The sequence below is a fragment of the Prosthecobacter sp. genome (genome assembly GCF_044222565.1).
Classification (GTDB): Bacteria; Verrucomicrobiota; Verrucomicrobiia; order Verrucomicrobiales; family Verrucomicrobiaceae; genus Prosthecobacter.
This window is the reverse complement of record NZ_JBGANA010000031.1, coordinates 59,632-80,633: the sequence shown is the minus strand read 5'-3', so window position 1 is coordinate 80,633 and position 21,002 is coordinate 59,632. Positions and strand designations below refer to the sequence as shown.

Below are 21,002 nucleotides of genomic sequence, written 5' to 3'. Positions count from 1 at the left end.
TTTTCTCCTTTCCTCTATGCACTCATTCTCTTCCATGCAGATCCTGCTGATAGCGCTGGCCGCCCTCGGTCTGCCGCTCAGCAGCATCGCCCAGGAGTTTCCGTCTGCCACCGGGGCCGGAACGCTGAGCGACAAAGTGCTGGCTCCCCGCGCCAAGCCCTATGTGCAGGACGACGCCGGCACCGCTCCGAAAAAGGCCGCAGGTGATTCCGGTGAAGGCGACACAAAACCCCTCGGTGTTCGCCTCCAAGGCCTTCACCTTGTAGCCAAAAAGCCAGCCAAAGGCGCTGCGAAAGATGTGCAGCGCGGCCTGACTGTGGATCCTGCGCTGCACCTTCCTGCAAGCCTTGTGGACTCCCTGCAGCAGGAGTTTGTAGGCCAGCAAATGAGCATGGCCTTCCTCAACCGCATGGTGAAGAAGATCAACAAGGCCTATCAGGAGACCGACTTTCCACTGGTTGACGCCTATCTCCCAGAGCAGGACATCACGCGGGGCCACGTAAGCGTGATCGTGCGCGAGGCGGTGCTCGGTGCGGTGAAAGTGGAAGGTGCAAAACGCTCGGACCCAAACTACATGGCAGGCCAGATCCGCGTGCAGCCCGGAGAGCGCATCGACACACGGAAGATCGCCGGAGACGTCGCGTGGCTCAATGAGAACCCCATCCGCAACGTCAACGTCATCTACGAACGCGGCAAACAGGAAGGAGCCAGCGACGTCGTCTTGAAAACCACGGAGACCAACCCGGTCAAAGCCTATCTGGGATATGCAAACTCCGGCCTGCGCTCCACCGGCCTCAATCAAGTATCCGGCGGCGTCAGCATGTATCAGCTTTTTGGCACCGAGCAGTCTCTGAGCTATAACTTCACAGGCAATCAGGAACTCGACCACCTCAAGGCTCACGCCCTCGTGTGGGACATGCCCTTCCCCTGGCGTCACCGGCTGCAGCTTCTCGGTGTGTATGTGGACAGCGCCACGCAGTCCGGCCAGGCAGCCGGCATGCTCGGCGTGAATGGAAAAAACCGCCAGCTCTCCGCCGCCTACACCATCCCCCTTGCCAGCGCCTGGAGCAAGATGACGCACAAGGCCACGGTGGCGCTCGACTACAAGAGCACGTCCTCAGACATCATCTTTGGCGGTTCCACCTTTTCCCAAACCACCGCCGAGGTGTTTCAGCTTCGCGCCGGCTACAATCTGACCGTCACAGATCCATTGGGTTACACTCGCGTCGGCATGTCCGCCATTTACAGCCCCGGCAATGTCCTCGGCCACAATAACTACGCCGCTTTTGACAGCCTCCGTGCCGCCTCGCAGGCCAAATACTGGTATGCCAAGGCGGAGCTGGACCGTCTTGTCCGCCTGCCTCTTGGATTCTCCGCACTGCTGCACACCGCCGGGCAGTACACGGACGCCCGCCTGCTGCCCACCGAACAGATGCTCGCCGGTGGTTATCAGACCGTGCGCGGCTTCAATGAAAGCTCCGCGCGCGGGGACCGCGGTATCATTGCCAACATGGAGCTGAATTTTCCCCTTCTGCACATGCTCAAGCTGCGCGGCCAAAAAGCGGACAACATCAACACCTTCGCCTTTTACGACATCGCCTACCTGCAGAGCGTCGGCAATTTTGCCTCCGAACCCAACCTCAGCCTGCAAAGCACGGGTCTGGGCCTCCGCTACAGCCTCAATAACAACCTCGATCTCCGCCTCGCCTACGGCTGGACCTTGCAGCACACCGGCCTGCCCAACGCCCCCTCCGGCCGCTTGCACTTTGGGATGAATGTGAAGTATTGAACCCGGTGATGCGGGCACTCCTGCCCGCACACGATCCGTCCAGGACATTCGCTGTGCAGGCAGGAGTGCCCGCATCACTCCAAACTCCCCACCGCGCCAGATCAAGAGCATGACCCAACGCACCCGAAAAAGCAAACTCCACAGCCTGCGCTTCGAACTGCTACTGGTCCCGCTGGTGCTGCTGCTTGCGCTCGGTTTCAATGAAACCCGTCTCGGCCAGGATCTCGAGAATCTCACGCTCGACTGGCGCTTCCAGAATCGTGCCTGGTCAGATCCCCCGGCGGCTCCGCAGGTGCTTATGGTGGAAATTGATGAAAGCTCGCTGGCCAAATTCGGCCGCTGGCCCTGGTCCCGCAATGTGCATGCGGAGCTGCTGGATTTTCTCGCGATTCGCCCACCTGCCGTTGTCGCTTTTGATCTCCTCTTTACTGAGTCCAGTCCTGATCCTGACCAAGATAAAAATTTTGGCGATGCTCTGTCGCAGACCCCCACGACCATTACGGGGGCTTTTGTAGAAACGTTGGAAAACACGCCGAAGTTCACCGCCGAGAATGCGGGCAAGACCAAAGCCATCGCTCAGTTTCACGGCGACGCCTCCCGCCTCATCGGTCACGATAGCGGCCTGCTGCCCGTGCCAAGCATTGGCAAGAGCTCCCACGTGGGATTTGTGAATTCACCACCGGCCGCCGATGGAGTGCGCCGACAGATCCCTCTGGTCATACGCTTTGGTACACGCGTCTTCCCCAGCCTCGTGCTGCAGTCGCTGCTCTCCTATGAAGGCGTGGAGACCGACGCCGTCACCGTGAAGCTCGGTGACAGCATTCGCGTTCAAGGCACCAAAAAAATCTGGACCATCCCCATCGATGCCAAGGGGCAGATGACCATCAATTACCGTCATCCCAGCACCTTCACCGCCATTCCTTACACTTTCCTAAAAGACCGTCTGGAAGAGCACCAAGGCACAGAATGGCCCGCCAAGTATCCACCCGTCAAAGATCAGATTCTCTTCGTTGGCCAGACAGCCGCGGGCCTCTCCGACCTCGGCCCCACACCTCACGGACCGCTGGTCGGGCTTGTGACGACACATGCCAATGCACTCAGCAACATCCTCGGCAACGACTACATCAAGAAACCCGATTTCTGGCAGCTCATCGGTCTTTGGGCTCTCATGGCTCTGCTCACCATCATCCCTGTGCGCTTTGGCCGTATCTGGATGGCGGTGCTGGTGCCAGCGCTTCTGGCTGGCGCGTATGTTTACGCCTCCTTTCATTTTTTTCGCATCGAGAGCCTCCACCTGCCGCTTGCCTGGCCCGTCCTAGGCTTCATCATCGTGGAGGGCGGCTCCATCCTCCACCGTCTCGTCCTTGAACTGCGCGCCAAGAGCCGCATCAAAGGCATGTTTGGCACCTATCTTTCTCCGAAGCTGGTCGATCAATTGGTTGCCGCAGGCGAAGACCCCAGACTCGGCGGTCACGAGACCGAGATCACCGCCTTCTTCAGCGACATCGCCGGCTTCTCCTCCTTTTCTGAAAAGCTCACGCCGGAGCAGCTCGTCACGCTCATGAATGATTACCTCACCAGCATGACGGACATCCTGCTAGCCAACGGCGCATTGGTGGACAAGTACATCGGCGATGCCATCGTGGCCATGTTCAACGCACCGATTTCGTTGAAAGGGCATGCTTATTTCGGATGCCGTTCCGCGCTGCTCATCCAGAAGCGCCAGCTGGAGCTGCGCGAAAAATGGAGGAAGGAGAGCGGATGGCCGGACATCGTATTTGAAATGCAGACCCGCATCGGCCTGAACTCAGGCCCGGCCGTCGTCGGCAATATGGGCTCCAGTCAGCGCTTCAGCTACACCATGATGGGAGACACTGTGAATCTGGCCGCCCGCAGCGAGAGCGGAGCCAAGAGCTATGGCGTCTTCATCATGACCACGGGCGAGACCAAGGCTCTCGCCGAGCAGCACAAGGACGACATTGCCTTCCGTTTCATGGAGCGCACCGTCGTCAAAGGACGCAGCACCCCCGCCGAGATGTACGAGGTTGTGGATTTTAAAAGCGAGCTGTCCATGAAAACCAAGGAATGCCTTTCGCTCTTCCAGCAGGGCATCGATGCCTACCTCGCCCAAAAGTGGGACGAGGCCCGGGAGTTTTTCGAACGCTCCGACAAGCTGGAGATCCACTCCTACTACAATCCCTCGAAACTCCTCCTCGAACGCTGCGCAGCCATGAAAGAGCAGCCGCCCGGTCCAGACTGGGACGGCGTCTATGTGATGAAGACGAAGTGATGCGCACTCGTGGCGCTGCGACGAGCGCGCGATTGACTCTTCAATACGACCTTCCGCCAAAGCCGGTGCCGTAGCCGGAATAGCCAGAGGTCGGCGTGCTTTGCATCAGGGCGGAATTCTGCCGGTAGGAGGAGCTTTGATTCATCATCATGGCCGATTGATTGAGCTCGGCGGTAGCCTCCTGCTGCTCGGCCAGCCGGGCTTCGGCCATGCGCTCCTCCTGGCCGCGCAGCACATTCACCAGGATGACGCGCTCCTTCTCGTTGATCTTGCCCGTGGTGGCCGCTTTGTTAATCTCCATCAGGCGCGGATGGGCTTGCGCGTACTGATTCAGATAGCTGTCGATCTTTTGCGGGCTCCATTTGCCCTCCAGCGGCCGGCCGACGGACTTCTCAGCGATCAGCGCCTGCTCACCTCCAGCGTGGATGTAGCCCACCTCCACCGCCCTGCGCGCAAACGCCTTTGCCTCGGCCACGCTGCTGACGCTGTACTCTTCAGATGTGGTCTGGCAGGCGGACAGCAGCAGGAGGGGAAGCAAAAGCAGGAGAGATTTCATAATGCCGAAATGTGGAGAAGCTTTGCCGCACCGCAAGCCAACTCATGCAAAGTAGTTGAGAGCTCGGGCACCCTCTGGAAAGGTCACGCTCCCCCACCCGAGCTTTCCCCATGAAGACCCGCCCTCTGATCCATCTCGCGCTCATTTCCTTTGCCACCTGCGCCACGGCTGCAACGCCTGTCTTCGAAAGTCCGAAGCTCACCACCGCCAGCACGCCGCGTCTTATCCAGGTGGATGCACCGCTCAAAGGAGCGAAGGAACTCTACCTCGTGGTCTCCGATGAAGATGGCATCAGCTGTGACTGGGCAGACTGGCTGGAGCCAAAGCTCATCATGGCAGATGGCAGCGCCCAGGATCTGACCAAGCTTAAATGGAAAGCCGCCAGCCAGGGCTCGGGAAACACTCGCGTGGGAAAGTCCGCAATGGCGGACTCGCTGCTCGTGGACGGAAAGAAATACACAAGCGGCATCGGCACTCATGCGCGTTCTGTCATTGTTTTTGATCTGCCTCCGGGTGCCGCACGCTTCACCGCGCAGGCAGCCATTGACGACGGCGGCATGGAGCGCGGCGGTAAGGCCAGCAATGCGTCCGTCAAATTCCAGGTCTATACCGAAGCCCCACCCAATGCTCCGAAGCCAGCGCCACCCATCGTGGATGATGGCAAGACCATCGTGCCGGCCGATCTTTTCTCCGTGCCAGAAGGCCTCGAAGTCACCGTGTGGGCCACCTCTCCCGATTTGCACAATCCGACCAATATCGACTTCGATGCCCAAGGCCGTCTCTGGGTGGCGGAAGGTGTGAACTACCGCAGCAAAGGCAGCCGCCAGAAGGAGGGCGATCGCATCGTCGTGCTCGAAGACACAACCGGCTCCGGCAAGGCAAACAAGAGCACGGTATTCGTACAGGAACCCGCCCTCGCCTCGCCGCTCGGTGTCGCCGTATTCGGAAACAAGATCGTCGTCTCCCAGCCGCCGGACATGATTGTCTATACCGATGAGAATGGCGATGGCAAATTCGATCCCGCCGTGGACAAGCGCGAGGTGCTGCTCACCGGCTTCGGCGGGCGCCAGCATGACCACAGCCTTCACAGCGTGACCGCAGGCCCGGACGGCCAGTGGTATTGGAACCAGGGCAACACCGGCGCAAAATTCACGGATCATTCCGGCAAGACCTTCCGCATGGGCAGCCCTTACATGATGCAGGACATCGCCGGCCAGAAGAGCGATGACGGCCATGTTTGGATCGGCGGCTTCGCGGCGCGCATGAATCCGGATGGCACGAACGTCACCATCATCGGCCACAACTTCCGCAACAGCTTCGAGCAAACCGTCACCTCTTTTGGCGATGTGTTCCAAAGCGACAACGACGACCCGCCCGCCTGCCGCGTGTCCCCTATGATGGAAGGTGGCAATGCAGGTTTTGCCTCTGCCGACGGCCTGCGCTCCTGGGGTGCGGACAAGCGCCCCGGGCAGGACACACCGACAGCTGAATGGCGGCAGGAAGATCCTGGCACCATGCCCGCTGGCGATGTCTATGGCGGCGGCTCCCCCACTGGCGTGGCCTTCTATGAAAACGGCGCCCTCGATGCCAAGTGGAACGGCCTCCTTCTCGCCTGCGAAGCCGGCAAGAACGTCGTCTTTGGCTACCTCCCCAAACCCGATGGCGCAGGCTGGAAGATGGAGCGCTTTGACTTCATGACCTCCAACAAGGAAAAGGAATTCGCCGGTTCCGACTTCCTCGGCGGCAAGCCCTCCGGCGAACTCAAAACCCGCTTCCGCCCCAGCGATGTGACCGTGGGCCCCGATGGCGCGATCTACGTGGCCGACTGGTTCGACGCACGCGTGGGCGGCCACGGCACACTGGATGAGCGCTACACCGGAACGATCTACCGCATCGCGCCAAAAGGCTTTGTGTCCAAGGTGCCCGCGCTCAAGCTGGACACGACTGAAGGCCAGCTCGCCGCACTTAAAAGCCCCGCGCCGAACGTGCGTTACAGCGGCTTCACCGCACTCAATGCCCAAAGCGCGAAAGCTGTGCCTGCCGTGGCCGCCTTGCTCAAAGATGATAATGCTTACATCGCCGCACGTGCTGCGTGGCTGCTCGCACAGATGGGCACCGAGGGCAGCGGCCAAGTATCGACTTGGCTCAGTTCAAAGTCCGCCATGCAGCGCCTCGTCGCTTACCGCGCCCTGCGTCGCGTCAGTAAGGACATCCTGTGCGAAGCGCTGCTTATGGTCTCTGATCCCGACGCCGCCGTGCGTCGCGAAGTCGCATTGAGCCTGCGTGAAGTGCCCGCAGCGAAAAGCCTGCTGCTGCTGGTAACGCTGGCAAAGCAATTCGACGGAAAAGACCGCGCCTACCTCGAAGCCCTCGGCCTCGGCGCTAAAGGCAAGGAAGCCGAACTCTATGCTGCCGCCGTCAAAGACAAGCCCTCTGCGTGGACCGATGCCCAGGCCTGGATCGCCTGGCGTCTGCACCCGCCTGAAGCGGTGGAAGCCTTCAAGGACCGCACCCTCGACAGCGCTCTCACCGAAGACCAGCGCAAGCTCATGCTCACCGGCCTCGCGTTTGTGAAAAGCCGTGAAGCCGCAGGCGCGATGATCGAACTCGCGAACACCAAGGACTTCCCCATGAAGGAACTCGCCAAGTGGTGGCTGCTCAACCGCAAGGGCAATGACTGGAAGGATTATGATGTGGAGAGCGGCATGAAGGCGCTCGGGTTGTACGATCCCGCGAAGGTGAAGCTGGTGGCCGTGGAAATGCCGCCCGAGGTGAAGGACGCGCCCAAGCTTCCCAGCGGAGCGGATATTGCCAAACTACCCGGAGATGTGAAACGTGGCCAGACCGCCGTCGCCGTGTGCTTCACCTGCCACAAGGTGGGCCAGGGCGGCGTTGAGTTCGGCCCTGATCTCAGCACCTTCGGCAAGCAGCAGCCGAGCGAAGTCATCGCCCAGGCCATTGCTCATCCCTCGGCTGACATTTCGCATGGCTACGAAGGCAGCGAGATCAAAACCAAGGACGGTCTCACCATCACCGGCATGGTGCTTTCCAGCGGCGATCCTGTGATGATCAAATGCATGGGCGGCCTCGTGCAGACCGTTCCCAAGGAGCGCATATCCAGCATGAAGAAGATGGAACGCTCACTCATGTATCAGCCCCAGCAGCTCGGCCTCACCCCACAGTCCATCAGCGACATCGTGGCGTATTTGAAGAGTCTCTGATCAAGCAAAGTACTCGCTGGCTATACCGCTCTGGAACAACTCTCCTGTCAACTCTGAGCATTGTTTGAAACCGTGGCCCGGCAGGAGGGGGATCAAGTTGATCCCTCACCGTCCTCCTGGGCTCTGGGGCGTCAATGCGGATGCGCATGTTTCAGATGCGGCCCCGACTGTTTTTGACGGCGCTCTGCGTTGTGTTCGGAAGTTCCTTTGTTCCGGTGGTTTTCCGGGGAGAGCTGAAGCTCACGAGTGCTTTTTCCGGATGAGCTTGCGCTTTTCGTTCAGCCAGCCCAGGAAGAGGGAGGCGGCAAACAGCGTGGCGAAAATAACGGCAACTTGAGGCAAAGGCTGTGTCATGCCGATCATAACCTGCAAAGACTGACGCGGCAGCGGCACGGCATGGATGAGCAGCAAATGCACAACATAGAGCAGCAGCGATTCCCTGCCCGCGAGTCTCAGCCAGCCAGTGGCTGCGCTCACGCGCTCCGCCACGCAGGCCACCAGGACGGCGGCCATCATCACCCAGCCGAGGCGCTCCAGAAAGAACTCGGGTGGACCACCTGGCCAGGGAGACCAGGGCTGAGCAAAGGCCAGCAGTGCACCGAGCCCAAACACAAAAGTTGCGCGGCGATCGACACTGCCGTCCCACAGTCCCCGAGTCAGGAAACCCGCAAGACCAAAGCCCACCCACGGAAAGAGCGCAAAGAGAGAGCCCTGGCTGCGATTCAAATACTGGTCGATAACCAAAAAGCCAGTGCGCCAGTTCTCCGCGGATTTTTCCAGGCCCACAAAAAACAGCAGCAGCACTCCTACCGCCGCATGACGCCAGCGCCCGCAGCGCTCCGCGAGCAGCATGAGCATGCCACTTACGGCCAGGCAGTGCAGTACATTGACCGTGCATGCCGCACGCCAGGCCTGCGCATTCAGCATGTCCTGCCATGGAACATACATCAGGTATCCGATGAGCAGCACCAACAGCAGCCTTTTCAATGCAGGCAGCGCGGGCTTGTTTTTTCCCGCAGCAGTGTGCTCCCGCACGAAACCCGCAATCCAGAAGAACGCCGGTGCGATCAGCCCGTGGTAGTAGGTCAGCTCATGATACCACGGTGTGCCCTGCTGGCGCGCGTCGAGAAAGGTGTTGGCCGCATGTGTCCACACCATGCCCAGCACAGCCAGACCACGAAAGAGATCGAGCCAGAGGAGTCGTTGGGTGGGAGGGGGCACGCGGCGAGATAAACTAAATTGTTTCCATTCACAAGAAGGCGCACAGGCCAGCGTTTGTTACTGCTCTTTCCAAATCATGAAGTCAGCCATCCTGCTTTCCCTCCTCATCGCAAGCTCTGTGCCTGCCGCCGAAGTATTTGAAGCCGCGCTTGGTCGCGAAACCGAGCTGCCCAAAGGCAAGGAGGCGGACGGCATCCTCGGAGACTTCGTTCTGCGCAGCGACAAAGTGGAGGCCGTGATCTCGCAAAATTCGCCAAACCGCAAGGCGAACATGAGCACCTTCTACGGCGAGGACGGCGTGACTCCCGGCTGCCTCTATGATTTAACCCTGCGTGGCGCGAACAACGACCAACTCGTGGTTTACGGTCCCTGCGGGCATGGGCCGGTGAGCTTTGTGAAGGTCGTCAGCACTCAGGAGGAAGGCAGCGCTGCTGTGGAGTCCGTGACCACCGCCGCAAAGAATGGAGGCATTTTCAAGCGCCATGAATACCGCGTCAAAGATGGTGTGCAGGGCATCTTCATCACCACCACGCTGCGCAATGAAACCGACAAGCCGCAGAAGACTTTTACCAAGTCCGACTTCACCCGCTTTGACTCCACCGGCAGCACCACGGATGGCATTTTTTGGACGGATGCCATCAATCCCGCACACAAATGCGGTTACGCGCTGGGCACGCTGAACCTCACAGGCATTGAAAAGCTGGAGGACACCCTTGAGCTGAAAGCGCAGCAGGAAGTCGTGATCTCACGTTTCTTCGCAGTGGGCACGTCGCCGGCGCAGGCCGTGGGGGAGGTGCGCGCGGTGAAGGGCGTAAAGCAAGGCACCGTCGCGGGGCAGATCTTGGACAAAGGCGAGAAGGGCATTTCAACGGCAACGATCCTGGTGCCTGATGGCGAGAAAAAAACGATCTCCGCTTATCCCGATGCCGAAGGCAAGTTCAACCTCAAGCTGCCTGCGGGCCAGACTGAGATCATTGTGGAGGACCTTGGGCGCGAGGCAAGCAAGCTCGCTTTCGCTGTGACCGCAGACGGGATGGTAACTCCCAAAATTTATGCCGCTTCGGCCGCACGCATCCGCTTTGACATCACCGACGAATCCGGCAAGCCCATCCCGTGCAAGGCGCACTTCGCTCCGCTGAACAAAGACGCGCCGAAGCTCAACCTCGGGCCCAAGTGGCGTGCGCACGGCTGCGTGGATCAGTACATGAGCGAGAACGGCCAGTTCACGCAGCAGCTGCCGCCAGGAAAGTATGGCGTCGTAGTGGTGCGTGGGCCGGAGTACTCCCATCTCGAGCAGGAAGTCACCGTTGAAGCTGGCAAGGAGCATGTCTTCAAAGGCACGCTCAAGCGCGTGGTGGACACGAAGGGCTGGATCAGCGCGGACTTCCACAATCACAGCACGCCCAGTGGCGACAATGTTTGCGACACCGACGGACGTCTGATCAACATCGCGGCAGAAAATCTTGAGTTCACCCCCACCACAGAGCATAACCGCTTCTACGACTGGGAGCCGACCATCAAGGCTCTCGGGCTTGAGCCGTACATCAAGACCGTCAAAGGCATCGAACTCACCGGCAGCCGCCAGCACGTGAACGCCTTTCCCTTTGAGCCTGATCCGCTCAAGCAAAACGGTGGCGCGCCAGACTGGAATGACGACCCGCGCGTCACTGTGCTGACCCTGCGCCGCTGGCAGGGCGAGCGCGCTGACCGCTGGATCCAGTTCAACCACCCCGATCTCTCCAATATGTTCATCGACCGCGACAGCGACGGCATCCAGGACGGTGGCTTCGTCGGCGTGGGCAGCATGATCGATGGCGCGGAGTCTGAAAACGGACCCGGCACGGACATCCTGGCGGACTCCCCTTTCCGCCTGAGCCGCCCGGCGGGCTCGCTGGCCATGAAGGTCAATCCTGTGCGCGAGTTCGTGTGGCGCCAGCTTTTGAATCAAGGATTGCGCGTCACCGCCGTGGGCGTGGCGGATGCCCATTCGGTGTATGGCAATGGCGTGGGCTGCTGGCGCTGCTACCTGCCTAGCAGCACAGATGAACCCGCCAAGATCGACTGGGCGGAACTGGCCCCGCATGCCAAGGCCGGCCACCTGGTGCTGAGCACCGGCCCCTTCCTGGAAGTGACCACGCAGAACGGCAAGATCGCCGGAGACGATGACCGCGCCACCGGCGGGATCGACCTGAAGGTGCGCGTGCAGTGCACCGACTGGATGGACATCGACCGCGTGCAGGTGCTGGTCAACAGCCGCCCCGATCCCAAGCTGAACTTCACCCGCGCCACGCACCCGCAGATGTTCAAGGATGGCGTGTTGAAATTTGACGAAAAGATCCATGTGCCGCTTGAGCACGATGCGCATCTCATCGTGGTGGCCATTGACGAAGACGGAAATCAACAGACCTGCTACGGCACCAGCGACTACGCCAAAATGCGTCCCTGCGCCTACAACAACCCCATCTACGTGGACGCCGACGGCCACGGCTTCACCCCCAATGGCGATACTCTCGGCTTCGAACTCCCCGCTGGCGGACTCAAGGTGGACGAGGCGAAGGAGAAACTGATGCGCGCGGGCGTGATCAAAGACGAGCCGAAAGCGGCCGCGCCAAAATCCGAGGTCGAGCACAAGACCGTGGGGAAAAAGAAAAAGAAGGACTGAAGGCTGGGGAAAATCGACCGCGACAACGTCGGCTGAATGGTTTGAATGGGGATTGCATGCCCGCATTCACCGAACTCCTCTCCCACGCCACGACCGCTGCCGCCAAGGCCTATGCCCCCTACTCAAAGTACCAGGTCGGCTGTGCCCTCATTACGTCTCAGGGTCGCATCTATACCGGCTGCAATGTCGAGAATGCCAGCTATGGACTGACCATCTGCGCCGAGCGCGGCACCATCTTCCATGCCGTGGCGGAGGAAGGCCCTGGAATGAAGATTGCGGAACTGGCGGTGGTTGCGCTGGGAGCGGAGTTCCCGCCCTGCGGAGCCTGCCGGCAGGTGATCGCCGAATTCGCGGCGGCAGAGACGCCGGTATGGTTCCTGCGGGATGGAAAACCAGTCTGCCTGACAATGGCGGAGTTGCTGCCAGCGAGCTTCAGGTTATGAATGCCCGCGCATGACACTTCCTCCTTCCGTTACCCTCATTGAAGAACCCGCCGGCTACCCCATCCTCGTCATCGAGCATCCTGCCGTGATGGGCCGCATCGCCTTGAACGGGGCGCATGTGACCGACTGGATTCCTGACGGGCACGACCCCGTTCTTTACATGAGCGCCGCGGCGGTGCTGGAGCCCGGGAAACCCATCCGTGGCGGCATCCCCATCTGCTGGCCTTGGTTTGGCCCGCATCCCACAGACAGCAGCAAGCCCGCGCACGGTTTCGTGCGCACCCAGATGTGGGAGGTGGATGTGGCCCGTGAAACCACCGCAGGGGTGGACATCGTGCTCAAGCTCTCCGATTCCGCGGAATCCAAGGCCCTCTGGCCCCACTCATTCTCCCTGCGCCTGCACGTACACCTCGGAGCTTCATTGCAGGTCACGCTGCAGGTCACCAATACCGGCAGCAGCCCCTGGAGCATGACCGGCGCACTTCACACCTACCTCAACGTGGAGGACGTCACCAAAATAGCCGTCCACGGTCTGCACGGCACTCATTATGTGGAAGGCCGTCTGTCTCCCGAAAAGCGCCCGCAGCAGGGAACCATTGTGATCGATCAGGAAGTGGACCGCATGTACATCTCCGACGCCACCGTCATCGTGCATGATCCGCTGTGGAAGCGTGAACTCGTCATCGAAAAAGCCGGCAGCCTGGCCACGGTCGTGTGGAATCCTTGGATCGAAAAATCCAAGCGGCTCGCCGATCTTCCCGATGAGGCCTATCCCGAATTCCTCTGCATCGAGGCCGCCAATGCTGGGGAAGACATCATCACCATCGAACCCGGCCACGAGCACCTGCTGATGCAGCGCATCGAAGTGCGCAAGCTCTGAGCACCCGCAAGAAGAACCATTCGTATTCATCCGGGTGACGAATCCGCATGGGGGCACGCCACGCTTTTGCCCCTTGTGCTGATGCCTCTCCCGTTCATGCCTAGCCGCCATGTTTTTCGCCACTTACCTGCACGACCTGAGTCCGTTTATATTTCATACGCCCCTGCGCTGGTATGGACTGGCGTACGTGCTGGGCTTTTACCTTACCTACAGGGTGATGTATTTTCTCGCTCAACGTGGACTCTCGGAGATCAAGGCGGATGCTGTGGCGGATTTCATCACCATGGTATCGGTCTTTGGCCTCGTGCTCGGGGGGCGGGTGGGGTACATGCTGTTGTACAATTTTGACACGTTCATCCATGCCCCTTGGACTTTGCTCATGGTCTGGCAGGGGGGCATGGCCAGCCATGGCGGTATCGCCGGAGTGACACTCTTCTGCGGTTGGTATGCCTGGAAGCACAAGATCTCGTGGGCCGGGATTGGCGATTCCATTGTCTGCGGGGCGCCATTGGGAATTTTTCTGGGGCGTATCGCCAACTTCATCAATGGCGAGCTGTTTGGCCGCGTGACCACCAGCCAATGGGCGATGAAGTTTCCCACGGAGCTGACGCATGAGGACTTCATCGAGCAAGGTGGTTCGAAGGAGCTGTTTTATGAAATCCAGCGCCAGCAGCTGCAGCACAGCCCAGACATTATTGCCTACTTTGAGGATGGCCACGGTGGTCGGGCTGCCTTGGAGCAGGTCCTCCACCCGCGCTACCCCTCCCAGCTTTATGAAGCCTTGGGAGAGGGCCTCTTTCTCAGCGCCATCCTGATCTTCATCCGCCTGCGCTTCCCCCGCCTGCGCCAGGGCATCATCACCGGCCTGTTCTTCTTCCTGTATGCCATCGCCCGCATCGCGCTGGAGTTTGTGAGGGAGCCGGACAGCGGCTCGGCCATGATCATGGGACTGACCAAGGGGCAGTTCTTCTCCACCTTCATGTTCGTTGTGGGGGGGCTGTTTATAGCGTATGGTCTGAAATGGGGCAAAAGCCCCCCCGGCCCTGCGGCGGCAGCCCAGAGCTGAAACTTTTTTTGTTTTTTACACCCAAAAAAATAAGCCCGGCGGCGTTAGGCAGGTTGAAGAGTGCATCTTCAGCCGTCCCTGCCCGTCCCCTCCCCCCTCGTCCGCATGGAATCCGCCTTTGACTGGAAACGAACCTTTGAGCAGCTAGCACCGCAGCTGGTGCTGTATGCACGTCAGCTCGTGGACTCGAAGGCCGATGCGGAAGACGTGGTGCAGCAGGCGTTTGTGCGCTGGTGGCGGCGTTTTCCAGAGGGAGACTCCGCCCACATTCCGCTGCTGTATGCCGCCGTGCGCACCATCGCGCTGGATCAGCGCCGCTCCGACCACCGCCGGATGAACCGGGAAGCCAAGTCGGAGATCGCGGTGGCAGGTGAGAACACCCCCACCTTTGACCCCCTGCCTGAACAGAAGGAAGCCGCCGCTATTGTCGACAAGGCGCTCCATTCCCTGCCAGAGGATCAGCGGGAAGTCGTCACGCTCAAGCTCTGGGGCGACCTCACTTTCAATGAAATCGCCGCCATGACCGGAGATTCCATCAACACCATTGCCGGCCGCTACCGCTATGCCTTGCAGGCGCTGCATAAAAAGCTCGCCCACCTCAAGGTGGATCTGCTCGGCAGTTCCGCAGCCCCGGCCATCAACATCATCCCCTTTTCAACACCCACCCAGGCACTCTCATGAACAACGACGATCTGAACGAAGCTCAACTCGAAAACCTCCTGCGGGGCCTCTCGCCCGCGGCGGTGTCCCCTGCCCTCCGGCACCGTGTCGATGAAGAACTGAAGCTCGACATGAGCTGGCTCAGCACCCGGCCGGCTGCTAGACGCACGCCGCGCTGGATCACATCCGCAACCTGGGCCGCCATGGGTGCGGCTGCGGCCATCGCCATCATGAGCTACATGCCCCAGCAGCAGGGCAATGCCACCTCCCTGGCAGCTGTAACGCCCCCTGTCACCACCACCCACGAGCTCGATGAAGCCCAGGACAGCGGGGTCTATCACAGCCGCAACCGCAGCAACGAGAAGCGTGCGCTCGTGATCTCCCGCGAGCTTCAGACCTGGGTGGATCCCCGCTACGCCGCGGAGACGTCCCTGGACAGCCACAGCCAGCCTCAGCTTTTCCTTCCCGCTTCGTTTAGATAACCGAGCCAAGCCACACCAACCCTCCCCGTCTGTCCTGCCATGAAACTCCCACATACGCTTATGATCGCCTGTCTCAGTGCGGCACCGTTGTGTGCCCAGCAGGCTGAGACCAAAACAGAAGCACAGAAAAACGCCGCCGCTTCAGGAGAGGCCAGCGCCTCTGGCGCGGCTGCCGCCACCGGCAGCTCCAACGGCACGGCGACAAAAGAGTCGCATACCTCGACGTCACGTTCCGGCCGCCATCAAGGCCACGACAACCAGGGCATGCCGCAGCAGGCGCAGAAGCCGGTGGCCTACCTCGGAGTGCTCACCAGCGAAGTCCCGCCGGAACTCCGCGCCCAGCTGGCTCTCCCGGAAGGGTTTGGCCTGATGGTTGATGAAGTGGTCCCCGGCTCCCCCGCCGAGGCCGCAGGATTGAAAAAATACGATGTGCTGGTGAAATTCGAGGACCAGCAGCTTGTGAACATGGCACAATTGATGGCCCTGGTACATGCCCGGAAAAAAGGCGACATGGTGCAGATGTCGGTTTTTACCGCAGGCAGGGAAACGAAAGTGCCGGTCACCCTGGGTGAGCACATGATCGAGCCCAATGATCCGCGCCAGCACCAGCCGCAGCACGCGTTCAATGGCCACATGCCCCCGCCCAATGGCAACCCCGTCCCTCACGGCGAAATGTTCCATGGCCGCGATCAGCAAGGCATGCAGCACCAGGGCAATGCGATGCGCGAGCACGTAAAGCGCTTCCAGGAGCAGATGCGCGACTACCAGCAGCGCCTGCAGGACTGGTCCAAATCTGGCGGGCAGAATGGCCCCATGCCGCAGCCTCCCGTGTGGAACCTGCCAGGTGCAGGCCCCCAGCAGCCGAATAATGCCAACCAGATGCCGCCGATCAACATCCCCATGCCGCAGGTCGGAGTCACCGTGGTGCCGGGGGGCAGCAGCTCGCATTTCAGCTTCAGTCAGTCGAGTTCCAACGTCACCCAGCGGGACGATTCCGGCGAATACACGCTCAAGACAGAAAACGGCAAGACGACCTTCACCGTGCGTCCGAACAACGGCAAGGAGCAGAGCTGGCCCGCCACCACCGACGCTGAACGCAATGCCGTGCCGCAGGAATACCGCGACAAACTGCGCATGATGAACGGCGCCACCAGCGGCATTCACATTGAGATCAATCCCGGCCAGGGCCAGAACGTCCCTGGCAATCCCAATCCAGCACCTGGCGGAGCGCCCCAGAAATCAGTCGCTCCCGCTGGCAAAGGCAGGACCACTTCCGCATAGTCAAAGCAGCACCAGTCGCCTCCCCCTTCACAAAATAGAACGGCGGCAGCTCACTGAGCTGCCGCCGTTTTGTATGAGTCTATCTATTGCCGGGAACACCCGGCTCGGGCACCTTACTTCGCTGCCAGTGCTTCTTTGATGGCGCTGGTCACCTCGGGGGAATCCGGCTGCACCTTGGGTTCAAAACGCTTCAGGATCTTGCCGTCCTTGCCGACGAGGAACTTGCCGAAATTCCATTTCACATCCCCTGGGAAGGGAGAGGTTGGACCGCTGAGCACCTGGTAGAGTTCGGACTTGTTGGCGCCTTTGACCGCCACCTTGTCAAACATGGGAAAGGTCACCTTGTACTTGGCAGAGCAGAACTCTTTGATCTGCTCATTCGTCCCTGGCTCCTGGCCGCCGAAATCGTTGCAGGGGAAGCCGAGCACGGCCAGACCGTCCTTCTTGAACTCCTGGTTGAGCGCCTCGAGCTGCTTGTACTGCGGTGTGTTGCCGCATTTGGAAGCGACGTTCACGATCAGCATGACCTTGCCCTTGAATTCCTTCAGGGAGGTGTCTTTGCCGTCGATGTCCTTCAGCGGCACGTCGTAAACGGATTTGGGGGCGTCTGCTGCGCTGAGCGCGGCAGCAAGGAGAAGCGTGGAGGCTAGAGTGAGAAGTTTCATGGGGCGAAACCAACGCCGCAGCCCCTGCCTCTGTTGCGGCGACTTTGTTTTTCCGGCGGCGCGGTCAAAAGCTGACCATCCGCCGCATCGCTTACGGGACGCCATCGTTCCTGCAGGCGGGCTTGCCCCAGACCAGCAGCCTGTCTGGCCTGAAAATGGCGCGTCCTGCGTTCCTGGCATTTTTCAATCGCAATTGGACCACAGCAGCATTCGCGTCTTATATCGCCCACCGCTGCTGTGCACGACGATCATGCCTGACTCTCACGATGCCAAAGCCAAGAAGGTTTCTCCGCTGGCCGCGCTGAAAAATCGTGCTATGGCCAAACCAGCGGTGACTTCCCAGCCAGCGCTGGATGCCACCATTCCCGTGGCGCCGCCCGTTCCAGCTCCACAAATGTTCGACGATACTCCCGCCCCCTCGCGGGACTGGGTGCCGCCCAGCGTCGCAAGCCTTCAGCAGACTCTTCCGCAGTATGAGGTGAGCCGGTTCATCGCCCGTGGCGGCATGGGGGCGGTGTACCAAGGCCTCCAGAGAACCCTGAAACGTCCTGTGGCCATCAAGGTGCTGCCACGCGAGGCCGAGGTTCGAGATCTGCAGTTTTCTGAACGCTTCAAACATGAAGCGGAGGCCATGGCACGCCTTTCCCACCCCAACATCGTGCCCGTCTATGATGCGGGCGAGACTGAGGATGGCCTGCTCTATTTCGTCATGGAGTTTGTGGAAGGCACAGACGTGGCCAACCTCATCGCCAGCGAAGGGTTGCTGGAGCCGCAGCGGGCGATCGACATCATTGTGGCAGTGTGCGAGGCGCTGGCCTTCGCGCACGAGGAGGGCATCATTCACCGCGACATCAAGCCCTCCAACATCATGATCGACAAACGCGGCCGCGTGAAGGTCGCGGATTTCGGTCTGGCCAAGTCGGTGCACAAGGATTCCACGCTGCACACCGGCACACACATGGCCATGGGAACTCCTGATTTCATCGCGCCGGAGTCCTGGATTCCGGGCATGAAGATCGACCAGCGTGCAGATCTTTATGCCGTGGGGGTGATGCTCTACCAGATGCTCACTGGAAAAATCCCGCGCGGGCGCTTCCTGCTGCCCAGCAGCCTGCTGCCGCAGGTGGACCGCCGTTTTGACGCCATCGTGGACAAAGCGATGCAGACCGACCGCGAACTCCGCTACAACAGCGCCATTGAGATCAAGACGGATGTCGAGAAGGTGCGGAAGGAGCAGCTTCCGCACCCGCTAGAGCGCAAAGTCAGCCACCCGGTGGCTGCAAGGGTGGCAACACCCTTGATCGAGGAGAAGAAAAGGGAAAACCCGGCAGGACGCCAGGCCACGAAGAAACCTCAGATCTCCACGCCGCGAAAGCCACTGCAGATTTCCACAGTCACCGTCCTGGCCGTTGCGTGCCTGGGATTCGGCATCGTATTCATGGCCTTTCATCAGGGAGGCTTCCATTTTGGCGGTTCGGCGGCGCAATCGCAGACCACCCCTGCCCGTCCTCTCCCGCAGGCGCCTCCCGGTCATGTGTGGAAGCGTGTGTTTCAGGACTGGGAAGATCCGGATGGCTGGATCCAAGGCACGCAGGTGCTGCAGGTGGGGGCGGGCCTGAAGGACTGCGCCATCCGCTGCGAGCTTCGACCTGGTACACGGGAGTGGCCGCTGCTTACGGTGAGAGACAGTCCCGAACAAGGCGGCTATTACCTGGTGGCGCTTCCGGAGAAAAACTCAGGCGGACTCCTGCTCACTTCTCGTGGCATTCAGTGGATTCAGTTTGAAGGCGGGAAGCGACGCACCCTCAGCAGCTATCCGAAGAGCAGCATCAACTTTGATCCTCCCTGCCGCCTGGAGCTGTGGGCCATCGGCAATCGCATCACCACCGTTTGGAATGGCAGGGTCATTGATTCCGTGGAGGACTCCGCCCTTTCTGAAGGAGCCATCAAACTCTCTCCCAACAACGTCGTCCTGCGCAATGTGGAAGTGCTGGTTTCCGAAGGTGATGCGGAGGACCTGCTCAACACCGTAAAGGTGGACTAGCCGCGCTCAGGTAACATCTGCACCCGTCTTACTGCGCAGGTGGCAGCACACTCAGCCGCACGAAGCGTCTGCCCGTGGCACCGAGAGGAATGCTGGCTTTGACCTGCTGGACGAGACCGTTGTCTGAGAGAACCGCTTCCGTCACTCCGGTGCTGCTCCACTGGCTGGGATTGAGGCTGTCATTCCATTCCACGCTGAAGGTGGTGCCAGAGGCCACGGCATCCAGGCTGCGAGTGTAGGTGTACTCCAGAACGCCAGCATTGATCGCGGTAGTGGCCGAAGCTGCGGCATTCTGCGCGGTGGTGGGATTTTTTCCCGTGGCAAACTCCATCAGGTTGGGCACGCCGTCGCCATCGGGATCTGCATTGTCCGCTGCCTGAGCAGCCGCCTGGGTGGTGCCAAAGAAGGTCTGCCGCCAGTTTTGCAGGACGCTGGGGGTGGTAAAAGTGGAGGGCTGGGAGAGATAGGTGGCGCCCGTGCTGTCCGTGGCATAGACGCGGTAGGTGTAGCTCGTGCTAGGCGCCAGCCCTGCAGCTGTGAGACTGAAACTGCCGCCGCTGGCAGCCGTGCCGGTATGCACCACCTTGACGACTCCGGGATCACCCACGGTGGGAGCGGTGTTCGCCGAAGTCTGCGAGTAGATCACGCCACGCTCAGTGATGCTCTGGCTCCCAAGACTGCCGACACCAATGAGAGAAACCGCGGGTGTGGTAAAGGTGGCGCTGCTGGGGGTGTTGCCCGCTGGGAGACTGCCCAAGGCCGAGACGGTGATGGTGCCACTGCTAGAGGTTGTGGATGATCCTCCGATGCCAATGGAAACACCCGAACTCGTGGTTGCGAGCGTGAGGACGCTGGCATTGCTGCCGATGACGCCGATCGTCAAATTCAGGCCTGAAGAGTAAAGGCTCGTGAGGTCCACGATGCCGCCGTTGTTCAAGGTAAGCGTATTTGAGCTGATCGCACCGATGGTTGAGCCATTGACTACAAGAGAGGAGCCGTAGGTGTTCGTTAAATTCAGCTGGCCGGAGGACAGACCACCGTTGACCGAGAGTGCTCCATTCACCGCATTGGTCAGCGAAAGGGTGCCACTGCTGATGGTGGTGGTGGCGCTGCTCAGCGTCAGTCCGCTGGCCACCTGCAGAGTCCCGGCGGTGGCGGTGGTCATGCTCAAACTGCTGCCACTGGTCAAGGTCAGAGAGCTGCCGAGCGTCAAAGGATCGGTTACAGTCTGCGTGGTGTTTGTCGTTGTGTTTGCCAGTGAGATCGTGCCCCCAGTCACTGTCAGCGGATCGATAACGAACTGCGACGTGTTGCTGGTTGTGTTGTCCGCTGCTGTTGTCGTGGCAGTCCCGAACGTCAAAGTCCCGAAGGTCAAACTGTCGCTCGACCTGATGAGTGAGTCGCCATTCACGATGGTGATTCCGGTAAGAGCCGCCCCCGAGGTGTTGTTCACCAAAATCGTCGCACCGGAAACCGTCGAGGCGGTCGTGGCTGTCAGATTTGAAGTGTCTGTGTCGGCGGACTGAGCACTGGCCAGAGGAGCGGCCAGGAGCAAGCCCCCTGCAAGGGCCAGACGGAAGGCAAAGCGCAGTGCTTTGCGTGCATCGGCATAGGTTGGCAGATCGGAAGTCATGAGACCTTTGGACGAAAGTATTAAGTATAATATTAGCGGGGCCATGATCACACGGTCAAGCTCGAAGCGACTGCACTTGAGAGTGCCCTGTCGTTCCGGCTGCCGTAGA

The 21,002-nt window shown here is 60.2% G+C and carries 15 protein-coding genes; 11 read left to right on the top strand and 4 right to left on the bottom strand.

Annotated elements, in window-relative coordinates:
• Positions 1-34: 34 nt before the first annotated feature.
• Positions 35-1,789, top strand: a complete 1,755-nt coding sequence (locus ACILSR_RS29605) for a ShlB/FhaC/HecB family hemolysin secretion/activation protein (protein WP_395753434.1) — start codon at positions 35-37, stop codon at positions 1,787-1,789.
• Positions 1,790-1,898: 109 nt separating this feature from the next.
• Positions 1,899-4,079, top strand: a complete 2,181-nt coding sequence (locus tag ACILSR_RS29600; protein WP_395753433.1) for a CHASE2 domain-containing protein — start codon at positions 1,899-1,901, stop codon at positions 4,077-4,079.
• A gap of 40 nt (positions 4,080-4,119) precedes the next feature.
• On the opposite strand, the gene ACILSR_RS29595 is transcribed toward ACILSR_RS29600, so the two are convergent.
• Positions 4,120-4,635 carry a hypothetical protein gene (locus tag ACILSR_RS29595; protein WP_395753432.1) on the bottom strand — a complete coding sequence of 172 codons (516 nt, stop codon included), beginning with the start codon at positions 4,633-4,635 and terminating at the stop codon, positions 4,120-4,122.
• Between the two features lie 110 nt (positions 4,636-4,745).
• Here ACILSR_RS29595 and ACILSR_RS29590 point away from each other — a divergent pair, with 110 nt between their 5' ends.
• Entirely contained in the window at positions 4,746-7,856 is a 3,111-nt protein-coding gene (locus tag ACILSR_RS29590) for a PVC-type heme-binding CxxCH protein (protein WP_395753431.1), read from the top strand.
• Between the two features lie 240 nt (positions 7,857-8,096).
• Here the strand turns inward: ACILSR_RS29590 and ACILSR_RS29585 are convergent, their stop codons facing one another.
• The gene (locus ACILSR_RS29585) at positions 8,097-9,077 is read right to left on the bottom strand and encodes a heparan-alpha-glucosaminide N-acetyltransferase domain-containing protein (protein ID WP_395753430.1); all 981 of its coding nucleotides are present in this window, start codon (positions 9,075-9,077) and stop codon (positions 8,097-8,099) included.
• Between the two features lie 76 nt (positions 9,078-9,153).
• Between ACILSR_RS29585 and ACILSR_RS29580 the strand changes: the two genes are divergently transcribed.
• The 7 genes from ACILSR_RS29580 to ACILSR_RS29550 all read left to right on the top strand — a co-directional run bounded on the left by ACILSR_RS29580 (position 9,154) and on the right by ACILSR_RS29550 (position 16,551).
• Entirely contained in the window at positions 9,154-11,739 is a 2,586-nt protein-coding gene (locus ACILSR_RS29580) for a CehA/McbA family metallohydrolase (protein ID WP_395753429.1), read from the top strand.
• Positions 11,740-11,795: 56 nt separating this feature from the next.
• Positions 11,796-12,182 carry a cytidine deaminase gene (locus ACILSR_RS29575; RefSeq protein WP_395753428.1) on the top strand — a complete coding sequence of 129 codons (387 nt, stop codon included), beginning with the start codon at positions 11,796-11,798 and terminating at the stop codon, positions 12,180-12,182.
• A 10-nt stretch (positions 12,183-12,192) separates the two neighbouring features.
• On the top strand, positions 12,193-13,062 hold the full coding sequence (locus tag ACILSR_RS29570) for a D-hexose-6-phosphate mutarotase (protein ID WP_395753427.1): 870 nt from the start codon (positions 12,193-12,195) through the stop codon (positions 13,060-13,062).
• 109 nt (positions 13,063-13,171) lie between these two features.
• Positions 13,172-14,128, top strand: coding sequence for a prolipoprotein diacylglyceryl transferase (gene lgt / locus ACILSR_RS29565; RefSeq protein WP_395753426.1), 957 nt, complete (start codon positions 13,172-13,174; stop codon positions 14,126-14,128).
• Between the two features lie 105 nt (positions 14,129-14,233).
• A complete protein-coding gene (locus tag ACILSR_RS29560; protein ID WP_395753425.1) occupies positions 14,234-14,809 on the top strand; it encodes an RNA polymerase sigma factor in 576 nt (191 codons plus the stop codon).
• Positions 14,806-15,270, top strand: a complete 465-nt coding sequence (locus tag ACILSR_RS29555; protein WP_395753424.1) for a hypothetical protein — start codon at positions 14,806-14,808, stop codon at positions 15,268-15,270. The genes ACILSR_RS29560 and ACILSR_RS29555 overlap by 4 nt, the downstream gene beginning before the upstream one ends.
• 39 nt (positions 15,271-15,309) lie before the next feature.
• On the top strand, positions 15,310-16,551 hold the full coding sequence (locus tag ACILSR_RS29550; protein WP_395753423.1) for a PDZ domain-containing protein: 1,242 nt from the start codon (positions 15,310-15,312) through the stop codon (positions 16,549-16,551).
• A gap of 113 nt (positions 16,552-16,664) precedes the next feature.
• On the opposite strand, the gene ACILSR_RS29545 is transcribed toward ACILSR_RS29550, so the two are convergent.
• On the bottom strand, positions 16,665-17,216 hold the full coding sequence (locus ACILSR_RS29545) for a glutathione peroxidase (protein WP_395753422.1): 552 nt from the start codon (positions 17,214-17,216) through the stop codon (positions 16,665-16,667).
• 250 nt (positions 17,217-17,466) lie between these two features.
• On the opposite strand from ACILSR_RS29545, the gene ACILSR_RS29540 reads away from it, so the two are divergent.
• Positions 17,467-19,260 (top strand): serine/threonine-protein kinase, encoded by a 1,794-nt coding sequence (locus ACILSR_RS29540; protein WP_395753421.1) that lies wholly within the window; start codon positions 17,467-17,469, stop codon positions 19,258-19,260.
• 28 nt (positions 19,261-19,288) lie between these two features.
• Here ACILSR_RS29540 and ACILSR_RS29535 read toward each other — a convergent pair whose 3' ends face one another.
• The gene (locus tag ACILSR_RS29535; RefSeq protein ID WP_395753420.1) at positions 19,289-20,893 is read right to left on the bottom strand and encodes a hypothetical protein; all 1,605 of its coding nucleotides are present in this window, start codon (positions 20,891-20,893) and stop codon (positions 19,289-19,291) included.
• Between the last annotated feature and the right edge of the window lie 109 nt (positions 20,894-21,002).